The sequence below is a fragment of the Mammaliicoccus sp. G-M28 genome (assembly GCF_022386595.1).
Lineage (GTDB): Bacteria > Bacillota > Bacilli > Staphylococcales > Staphylococcaceae > Mammaliicoccus > Mammaliicoccus fleurettii.
In genome coordinates this window covers 70550-80357 of record NZ_JAJNIF010000011.1, presented here as the reverse complement: position 1 = coordinate 80357, position 9808 = coordinate 70550, and the positions used below count along the sequence as shown (strand labels likewise).

The following is a 9808-nucleotide window of genomic DNA, read 5'->3' as shown; positions in this document are numbered from 1 at the left end:
TATTCACACAAGTCGAGAGAAGTGTAAGCAAGGGTATCTATATTCACACAAGTCGAGAGAAGTGTAAGCAAGGGTATCTATATTCACACAAGTCGAGAGAAGTGTAAGCAAGGGTATCTATATTCACACAACGTATGAGAAGTGTAACTAAGGCTATCCATATTCACACAAATCGAAAGAAGTGTAAGCAAGGCCATCCATATTCACACAACGTATGAGAAGTGTAATCAAGGACACTCATATCCTAAATTCTTCCAATATATATTATTTACAGAAAATTTTAAGTTGACTGAATTATTCGAAAGATATAGAATTAAAGATATTTTTAATTCTAGAGAGAAGGTTTATCGTGTCTAATCAATCGTACAAACGGGATATGAAGCAACGTCATATCATGTTATTAAGTTTTGGTGGTGTAATTGGAACGGGTTTATTTTTAAGTTCTGGGTATACTTTGCAACAAGCTGGTCCTTTGGGGACTATGTTATCTTATGTAGTTGGTGCGATTTTGGTATATCTTGTGATGTTATGTCTAGGTCAATTAGCTATTGAACATCCTGTTACAGGAGGATTTCATGTATACGCTTCTAAATACATTCATCCTTCTATTGGCTATATCGTCGCTTGGTTTTATTGGTTAACTTGGACTGTGGCACTTGGATCTGAGTTTACTGCTGTTGGTATTTTAATGGGTAAGTGGCTGCCTGATGTACCTGTATACATATTTTCAAGTATTGCTATCATACTTGTACTTGCTTTTAACATAGTGTCGACTAAGTTTTATGCTGAAGTTGAATTTTATTTTTCTTTAGTAAAAGTGTTAGCTATTATTGTTTTCATTGGTTTAGGTGCACTAACTTTATTTGGGCTCATTCAATACGGTGGTTATAATGGGCTAGAAACGATTAAATCTAGATATACGAATCCTAGTTTCCCTAATGGATTAGGTGCAGTATTTTTAACGATGTTAGCTGTCAATTATGCATTTAGTGGTACTGAACTTATTGGAATTGCTGCTGGTGAAACTAAAAATCCTAAAGAAGTCATACCTAAAGCGATAAATGCTACTTTATGGAGACTTATTATTTTCTTTATAGGAACGATGGTTATTATTTCTATTTTAATTCCAAGTTATCAAGGTAAATCTTTAGAAAGTCCTTTTGTCGTTATTTTTCAAAATATGGGTATTCCATATGCCGGGGACATAATGAATTTGGTAATTATTACGGCATTATTATCTGCTGCTAATTCAGGGCTATATGCTGCAAGTAGAATGGTATGGAGTTTGTCTAATGAAGGTATGTTTCCAAATTATTTTAAAAAGCTAAATAAACATCAAATGCCAATACGCGCTACAATATTCAGTATGTGTGGAGGATTGTTAGCATTATTCTCAAGTATTTATGCAGCAGACTCATTATACATCGTGCTTGTATCAATTGCTGGATTGGCTGTTGTAATTGTATGGATGAGCATATGTTTATCTTATTTTAATGCTAAACGCTTAAATAAACATTTAAAAATACATCAAAGTGTACCGATAATTGGCTTTATCTTATGTTTGATTTCATGTGTAGGGATGGTTTTTGATCCTAACCAATCACCAGCATTATACTTTGGAATACCATTTGCAATAATTGCTATTATTTTTTACTTTGTAAAATATCATAAAAAGGATGGTCAGGATATTGAGACTTCTAGATAAATTAAATCAGAAAACAGCATTAGTGTTAGATGGAGGATTGGCGACAACATTAGAAGGATATGGATGTGATTTGAATTCTTCGTTATGGTCTAGTGAAGTACTTATAAATCAACCAGATAAAGTAATGCAAGCTCATCAAGCATTTACTGATGCAGGTGCTGATATCGTTTTGACGAGTACGTATCAAGCAAGTTTTGCTACATTTAAAGCAATTGGTAAAGAAATTTCAGAAATAGAACAATTATTTGAAATTGCAGTAAAAAATATTAAAGAAGCTGTAACAGATGATCAAGTTGTAGTCGGAAGTTTAGGTCCTTATGGTGCATATTTAAGTGATGGTTCTGAATATACAGGGCAATATGAAATTTCAGTTGATGAATACATACAATTTCACGAAGAACGTATTAACGCTTTAATTAATAGAGGCATATACGATTTCGTATTTGAAACAGTACCTAATTTTAATGAGATTAAAGCAATAGTTGAATATATCATTCCAAACTATAGTGATCATAATACTTTCTGGATTTCATGTACAGTTGATAATGAAGGTAACTTATCAGATGGTACTGAATTTGAAAAAGTATGTCAGTATATCGTACAACACATTGGGCGCGTGCCCGTATTCGGTATTAATTGTTCAAGTATTAATAGTGTAGAGAAAGCAATTAATAAAGGATTGCTCGAATTGCCACAAGTAATCGCTTTATACCCAAATGGTGGTAAAACGTTCGATCCAATTGAAAAAGTTTGGATTGGTAAAGGAGAGAATGCGTTACTTGTTCAAAAAACAAAAGAATGGATCGCGCAAGGTGTTCAAATTATAGGAGGTTGTTGCGAAACAACACCCGAAGACATTAAACAAATACATGAAGCAATAGAAAGATGAGTATGTTTTTCTAACGATCAAGACTCGTAAAACAAGCTCGTTAGAACTCTTTAAACTTCTGTCATCTGACCTTTATTTCAATATATAATTCTTTATGAAAGCCCTTTACTTGATAAAATTGGAAATAGAATAGTAAAATGTTCTATAAGAGGTATTTGACCTCTTATTAGGTTTATATATTTAGGAGGTATGAAGGATGGTAGTAGAATTTCACAATGAACCTGCAACAGATTTTACAGATCAAGAGAATCAACAGGCTTTTAAGGATGCTTTAAAAAAAGTTAAAGCTGAATTTGGGAAAGAAATTCCTCTCGTTATTAATGGAGAGAAAATTTTTACAGATGACAAATATGAATCTGTAGATCCAGCTAATCATCAACAAGTACTAGGAACAATTTCTAAAGCTTCTAAAGAACAAGTAGATCAAGCTATGGAAGCGGCTAAAGAAGCTTATAAGACTTGGAGAAAATGGGCTCCTAAAGAAAGAGCTGAATTATTAATTAGAGTTTCTGCTATTATTCGTAGAAGAAAACATGAACTATCTGCTTTAATGGTATATGAAGCAGGTAAGCCATGGAATGAAGCAGATGGAGATACAAATGAAGGAATAGATTTCATTGAATATTATGCGCGTTCTATGATGGAATTAGCTCATGGTAAGCAAGTCTTTGATAGAGAAGGCGAGCATAATCAATATATTTATAAACCAATGGGACCTGGTGTTACAATTCCACCTTGGAACTTCCCATTTGCAATTATGACTGGTACAACAGTTGCGCCTATTATTGCAGGTAATACTGTATTGTTAAAACCAGCAGAAGATACACCTTTAATCGCGTACAAACTTATTGAAATTTTAGAAGAAGCGGGACTTCCAAAAGGTGTTGTTAACTTTGTACCTGGTGATCCAAAAGAAATAGGAGACTATTTAGTAGATCATAAAGATACACACTTTGTAACATTTACTGGTTCAAGAGCTACAGGTACACGTATCTTTGAAAGAGCTGCTAAAGTTCAAGAAGGACAGAACTTCTTGAAACGTGTCATTGCTGAAATGGGTGGTAAAGATGCGATTGTTGTCGATGAAAATATCGATACTGATTTAGCTGCTCAAGCAATTGTAGATTCAGCATTTGGCTTCTCTGGACAAAAGTGTTCAGCTTGTTCTAGAGCAATAGTGCATAAAGATGTCTATGATGAAGTTCTTGAGAAATCAATCAAATTAACAAAAGAACTTTCAATTAAACATACTGAAGGCGGTTCTGATGTTTATATGGGACCTGTTATTAACCAAAAACAATTCGACAAAATTAAAAATTATATCGAAATTGGTAGTAAAGAAGGTAAGCTTGAAGTCGGAGGTAAAACGGACGATAGCAAAGGATTCTTTGTTCATCCAACTATCATCTCTGATTTGAAATCTAGCGACCAAATTATGCAAGAGGAAATTTTTGGACCAGTTGTTGGCTTCACAAAATGTGACAACTTTGAAGAATTGTTAGAAGTAGCAAATGATACTGACTATGGTTTAACAGGTGCAGTTATTACAAATAATCGTGAGCATTGGAGACAAGCATGTGAAGATTATGATGTTGGTAACTTATACTTGAATAGAGGTTGTACTTCAGCAGTAGTTGGTTATCACCCATTTGGTGGTTTCAAAATGTCCGGAACAGACGCTAAGACAGGTAGCCCGGATTATATGCTTAACTTCTTAGAGCAAAAAATTCTATCTGAACAATTTTAATCTATAAATAAAATATTAAACAACAAAGAGCAGTCAGATACTGTTATTACAATGTTTGAGGCTGAGACAATTAATTTGTCCAGTCTCTTTTTGTATACGTAAATAATTTAAATCTATTAATTCAATTATTTTCATGTAGTATTGTAATTATAAAAGATAATCACGGCGGTGAAAAAATTGGAAAATAATATTAAGAAATATAAATTTAAAGATATATGGTTGATTTTATTTGGCATGATATTTGTAGCATCTACATTAAGAGCACCATTAACCTCAGTTGGACCAGTAATAGAATTGATTAAATCAGATTTAGAAATTAGTAATAGTCTAGCAGGATTTTTAACAACAATTCCATTAATATTGTTTGGGTTCGTTTCGCCAATGGTATCTAAAATCGTTACGAAATTAACGATGTCTAGTACCATTCTTTATGCGTTAGTGATACTTTTAATAGGTTTGTTATTGCGTGTCTCAGGAGATATAGGATTATTTATAATAGGAACAATTCTGCTAGGTGTAGCTATCGCATTTGGAAATGTATGCTTACCAAGTTACGTAAAATGGAGATTCCCATTACAAATAGGATTATTTACTGGCGTATATAGTGCAACAATGAATTTCACAGCCGGTTTAGGTGGGGGATTAAGTTATCCACTATCCGAAATAACACCATTAGGATTTCGATTATCACTATCATTCTGGGTTGTTTTAACTATATTAGCCATTATATTTTGGATACCACAAGTTAAAAGTGGAAAACAACAAGAAGTACAAGCAACTAAAGAAATGCAAAATAAAGTTCAAGGACCGAAAGTCAGAATGTCTACATCTAAATTAGCTTGGGTTGTAGCATTAACAATGGCAATGCAATCAATGGTATTTTATACAGTTATAGCATGGATGCCAACCATTCTAATAGACAAAGGATTGTCACCAACAGCAGCAGGCTATTTATTAATGTTAAATCAATTTTCACAAGTACCAATGACGTTTATATTCCCAATAATCGCATCAAAAATGCAAAACCAAAAATTACTCGTTACGATAGTAAGTATGTTGTTTATACTAGGATTTAGTTTATTATTTAGTCAATCATACATAGTATTAATCGTTGGAATTATAATAGCAGGATTTGGAATGGGAGCAGGATTTAGCTTATGCATGACCTTCTTTTCAATTCGAGCAAGAACAAACGCAGGCAGTATGTCCTTATCAGGATTTGGACAATCAGTCGGTTACTTTATCGCAGCAATAGGACCATTCTTAATAGGATTTTTACATGATTTATTAGGAGGATGGGATATCGGTATCATTTCATTAATTATAATATCAGTCTTATTCTATATCTTCGCATTACAAGCAGCTAATGATCAGTATGTAGAGGATTAGATGGAAGTAGTCAAAGGTCACTCAATAGAGGTGGCCTTTTTATTTTTTAACAATCAAACATTATAATGTTTAATAAGTTGTGTTTCTAAACATTATAATGTTATAATCTTTTTTAAAGAGGTGATCGTTTTTGAAAAGTTCAGGTATTATTCAAAATATCGCAACTACAAAGGGGAATCGAGTAGATATTTTAATAGAGAAAGGCATACTTAAAAAAATTGATAAGCCTAATTCTCTTAACGGTGAAATTATATTTAAAGGTGATGATTCAGTTGTTTCAACTGGATGGATTGATTTACATGTCCATGCATTTTCAGATTTTACTCCTTATGGCGATAACATAGATGACATTGGTATTAACCAAGGTGTAACAACAATAGTAGATGCAGGAAGTTGTGGAGCAAACAGAATTAATGAACTATATGACAGAGCATTAAAGAGTAAGACTAACGTCTTTTCTTTTTTAAATATTTCTAAGATAGGATTAGAAAGAATTGATGAATTATCTAATTTAGATTGGATTGATGCAAATGAATGTATTAATGCCGCTAGAAAATACAAAGAGATGATTATAGGTCTTAAATCGAGAATTAGTAGTAGTGTCGTTAAAGGGAATGGAACAATTCCTTTAGAAAAAGCTATTGAATTAAGTGATGAATTAAATTTACCAATTATGACTCATATAGGTTCAGCACCTCCCAAAATAGAAGAAGTCATTCCTTTATTAAGAAAAGGTGATATCATTACACACTTTTTAAATGGTAAAGACAACAATCTATTTGATGACAAAAATAAACCACTTGATATTTTATTAGATGCAATTAATAGAGGAGTTAATTTAGATGTTGGACATGGTAATGCTAGTTTCTCATTTCAAGTAGCTAAAATAGCAAAAGAAAACAATATTCATTTTAATACGATCAGTTCAGATATTTATAAGAAAAATAGATTAGAAGGTCCTGTGTTTAGCTTGTCTAATGTATTATCAAAATTCTTGAATTTAGGTTATTCATTAGAAGAAGTAATTAATGCAGTTACAATACATCCAGCAAACATAATCAATAAAGCTTACTTATCGGAACTTAAAGAGGGTAATATTGCAAACTTAACAATATTTGATGTTCTTGATAAGGAAGTTGAATTTATAGATTCAGACAGAAAAGTAATGCAAGGATCAAAATTGATAAAAGAAAGAGGCGTATTAGCAAATGGAGAATTCATTGAATTATAAATATGGTTTGAAAAAAGTCATAAACGCTAGTGGAAGAATGAGTATATTAGGGGTTTCTTCTCCAACAGATTCAGTTATGAATGCAATGAAATTCGGTGGGCAAAATTATGTTGAAATTGCAGATTTAGTAGATAAATCCGGACGCTATATTGCTGATAAAATAAATGCTCAAGATGCGGTAGTTGTTAACTCAGCATCAAGCGGCATCGCATTATCAATAGCTTCGGTTGTAACTAAAGGTGATAAAAGGAAGAGTCAACTGTTGCATAATCAAGATATTGAACAAAATGAAATTATTTTATTCAAAGGACATAACGTACAATACGGTGCACCAATAGAAACAATGGTTTATTTAGGTGGAGGTTCACTAGTTGAAGTTGGATATGCAAATGAAGGTAAAAGTGAGCATGTAGAATCAGCAATAAATAAAAATACAGCAGCTATTTTATACGTTAAGTCACATCATGCAGTTCAAAAAAATATGGTGTCAGTAGAAGAAATATATGAAGTAGCACAAAGAAACAATATTCCATTGATTGTTGATGCAGCTGCAGAAGAAGATTTGGAGAAATATGTTCAATGCTCTGATTTAGCAATTTATAGCGGATCAAAAGCAATACAAGGTCCAACATCAGGAATTGTAGCAGGTAAAAAAGACTTAATTGAATCACTTAAAGTACAGTTGCATTTTATAGGAAGAAGTATGAAAGTAGGCAAAGAATCCATATTTGGTTTATTACAAGCAATTGATGAATACTATGAAAAAGTAGATAATTCCCAAAATGAAAAAGCCGAATTAAAAAAGCTAGAATCGCTTAATAATTATGAAGGAATAAATATATCGATTGTTCAAGATGAAGCTGGTAGAGAAATATATAGAAGTCGTGTTCAAGTAGATCAGTCAGTAATTAATTTATCAGCAGAAGATGTTGTAAACAAGATGAAGACAGCTGAAATTGCTATATATACAAGAGATTACGGTATTAAACAAGGATTTTTTGATATTGATCCAAGACCATTAAAAGAAAATGAAATTGATATTATTTATAATATATTAGTTAAAATATTGGAGGGAGAAATATAATGAAAATATTAGAAAGATTTTATAAAAACAGAGTGTCATTAAATGTATTAGCTAAAGGCAAAGAAAATATAGAAGACATTTATAATGTTGCAGAAAAAAATGTAATCATTGGAGTACTATCAAAAGACTTTGACACTGTTAATCATGCAGTTGAAGCGATGCGTGAATTTGGAAGTGGCGTAGATGATGCGATTTCTATTGGTTTAGGTGCAGGTGATAATAAACAAGCTGAAATAGTATCACAAATTGCTAAAAACTATCAAGGTTCTCATATCAATCAAGTGTTCACAAGTGTAGGTCAAACATTTGCTAATTCAGGGAATGATACTTGGGTTAATGCATTGGTTTCTCCAACAGGTAAACCTGGATATGTAAATATATCAACAGGACCTTATAGTAGTGCAGGTGAAGAACATGCTATCGTACCAATTAAATCAGCAATTAATTTAATAAAAGATATGGGTGGATCATCAATTAAATTCTTCCCAATGAAGGGTCTTCAAACTAAAGAAGAATATGAATTAGTCGCAAAAGCATGTGGTGAAGAACAATTCGGACTTGAACCAACAGGTGGCATTACATTAGACAACTTTGAAGAAATATTAGATATCGCTTTGAAAAATAATGTTCCTAAAATTATACCTCACGTATATTCTTCTATTATTGATAAAGAGACTGGTTTAACGAAGCTTGATGATGTCAAATGGCTTAATAATAAGATTAAAGAAAAAGTTGATTTATATGAATAAACATATAGCTGCATACGGAGAAATTATGATGCGATTAACCGTACCAGATAATATGCTATTAAGACAAGCTGACACGTTAAATTATAGTTTTACAGGTACTGGTGTTAATGTAACAGGATTACTATCACAGTTTGGTTATCAAACGAGTTTAATTAGTTCAGTACCTGATAATTCAATCGGTACTACTTCTATAAGTGCGATAAGAAGACTTGGAATTAATAGTGATTATATTTTGAAACGTTATAATAATCTAGGAATGTATTTTTTAGAAGAAGGATATGGTAATCGTCCTAGCAATGTCACGTATACAAATAGAAAAGAAAGTAGTTTTAATACGGTAGAACTTTCACAATATAAGATAGATAATATCCTTGAAGATATAGATGTACTTCATATTTGTGGTATTTCTTTAGCAATGAATGAAATGATGAGACAAAATATACTTGAATTAGTAAAAGTTGCGAAACAAAATAACGTGTTAGTTGTTTTTGACTGTAATTTCAGACCATCTCTATGGGGTGATAATGGTAATGAGAAAGCGAAACCTTATTATGAAACAATTCTTCATGAAGCGGATATAGTGTTAATGAATGAAAAAGATGCTATTTATACTTTAGGCATAGGCTCTGATAAAGAAACTAAAGAAGAACAGTTAGAAGAAGTATTACCTATTGTTTCAAAAAAATATAATATTCCTATAATTGCAGGGACTAAAAGAATTATTAAAGATAATAGCCATAATGTGCTAAAAGGATATTTATTTAAAAATAATAAAATATATTATTCAAAAAATTATGAAGTAACAATACTAGATAGAATTGGTACTGGAGATGCATATACATGCGGTATCATCCACGGCGAACTATCTGATATGAAACCACAAGAAATAGTTGAGTTTTCAACTGCATCATGTTCTTTTGCACATACAATATCAGGTGATACCCCATTATTTAGTGCAGATGATATAATAAAAGTCATGAGTAATGAAATTAATGATATAGAGAGGTAATGCTT

8 protein-coding genes are annotated in these 9808 nt (G+C 31.9%); all 8 read left to right on the top strand.

Translation table 11 applies throughout. The annotated features are described in order from the left end of the window. Nucleotides 1-376 precede the first annotated feature (376 nt). The 8 genes from LQ609_RS10080 to LQ609_RS10045 all read left to right on the top strand — a co-directional run bounded on the left by LQ609_RS10080 (nt 377) and on the right by LQ609_RS10045 (nt 9803). Entirely contained in the window at nt 377-1705 is a 1329-nt protein-coding gene (locus LQ609_RS10080; RefSeq protein WP_237687662.1) for an amino acid permease, read from the top strand. Continuing rightward, complete coding sequence (gene mmuM, locus LQ609_RS10075) at nt 1677-2594, top strand: homocysteine S-methyltransferase (protein ID WP_239734695.1); 918 nt, start codon at nt 1677-1679, stop codon at nt 2592-2594. Before LQ609_RS10080 ends, mmuM begins: the two co-directional genes overlap by 29 nt. Nucleotides 2595-2790: 196 nt before the next feature. Further along, complete coding sequence (gene pruA, locus LQ609_RS10070) at nt 2791-4341, top strand: L-glutamate gamma-semialdehyde dehydrogenase (RefSeq protein WP_239734694.1); 1551 nt, start codon at nt 2791-2793, stop codon at nt 4339-4341. A 177-nt stretch (nt 4342-4518) separates the two neighbouring features. Further along, complete coding sequence (locus LQ609_RS10065; protein WP_198931343.1) at nt 4519-5730, top strand: CynX/NimT family MFS transporter; 1212 nt, start codon at nt 4519-4521, stop codon at nt 5728-5730. A gap of 130 nt (nt 5731-5860) precedes the next feature. Continuing rightward, nucleotides 5861-6961, top strand: coding sequence for an amidohydrolase/deacetylase family metallohydrolase (locus LQ609_RS10060; protein WP_208143555.1), 1101 nt, complete (start codon nt 5861-5863; stop codon nt 6959-6961). Then, the gene (locus LQ609_RS10055) at nt 6939-8045 is read left to right on the top strand and encodes a DgaE family pyridoxal phosphate-dependent ammonia lyase (protein WP_208143556.1); all 1107 of its coding nucleotides are present in this window, start codon (nt 6939-6941) and stop codon (nt 8043-8045) included. Before LQ609_RS10060 ends, LQ609_RS10055 begins: the two co-directional genes overlap by 23 nt. Beyond that, on the top strand, nt 8042-8794 hold the full coding sequence (gene dagF / locus LQ609_RS10050; protein WP_203153814.1) for a 2-dehydro-3-deoxy-phosphogluconate aldolase: 753 nt from the start codon (nt 8042-8044) through the stop codon (nt 8792-8794). The genes LQ609_RS10055 and dagF overlap by 4 nt, the downstream gene beginning before the upstream one ends. Then, complete coding sequence (locus tag LQ609_RS10045) at nt 8787-9803, top strand: sugar kinase (protein WP_208143557.1); 1017 nt, start codon at nt 8787-8789, stop codon at nt 9801-9803. The genes dagF and LQ609_RS10045 overlap by 8 nt, the downstream gene beginning before the upstream one ends. Nucleotides 9804-9808 lie beyond the last annotated feature (5 nt).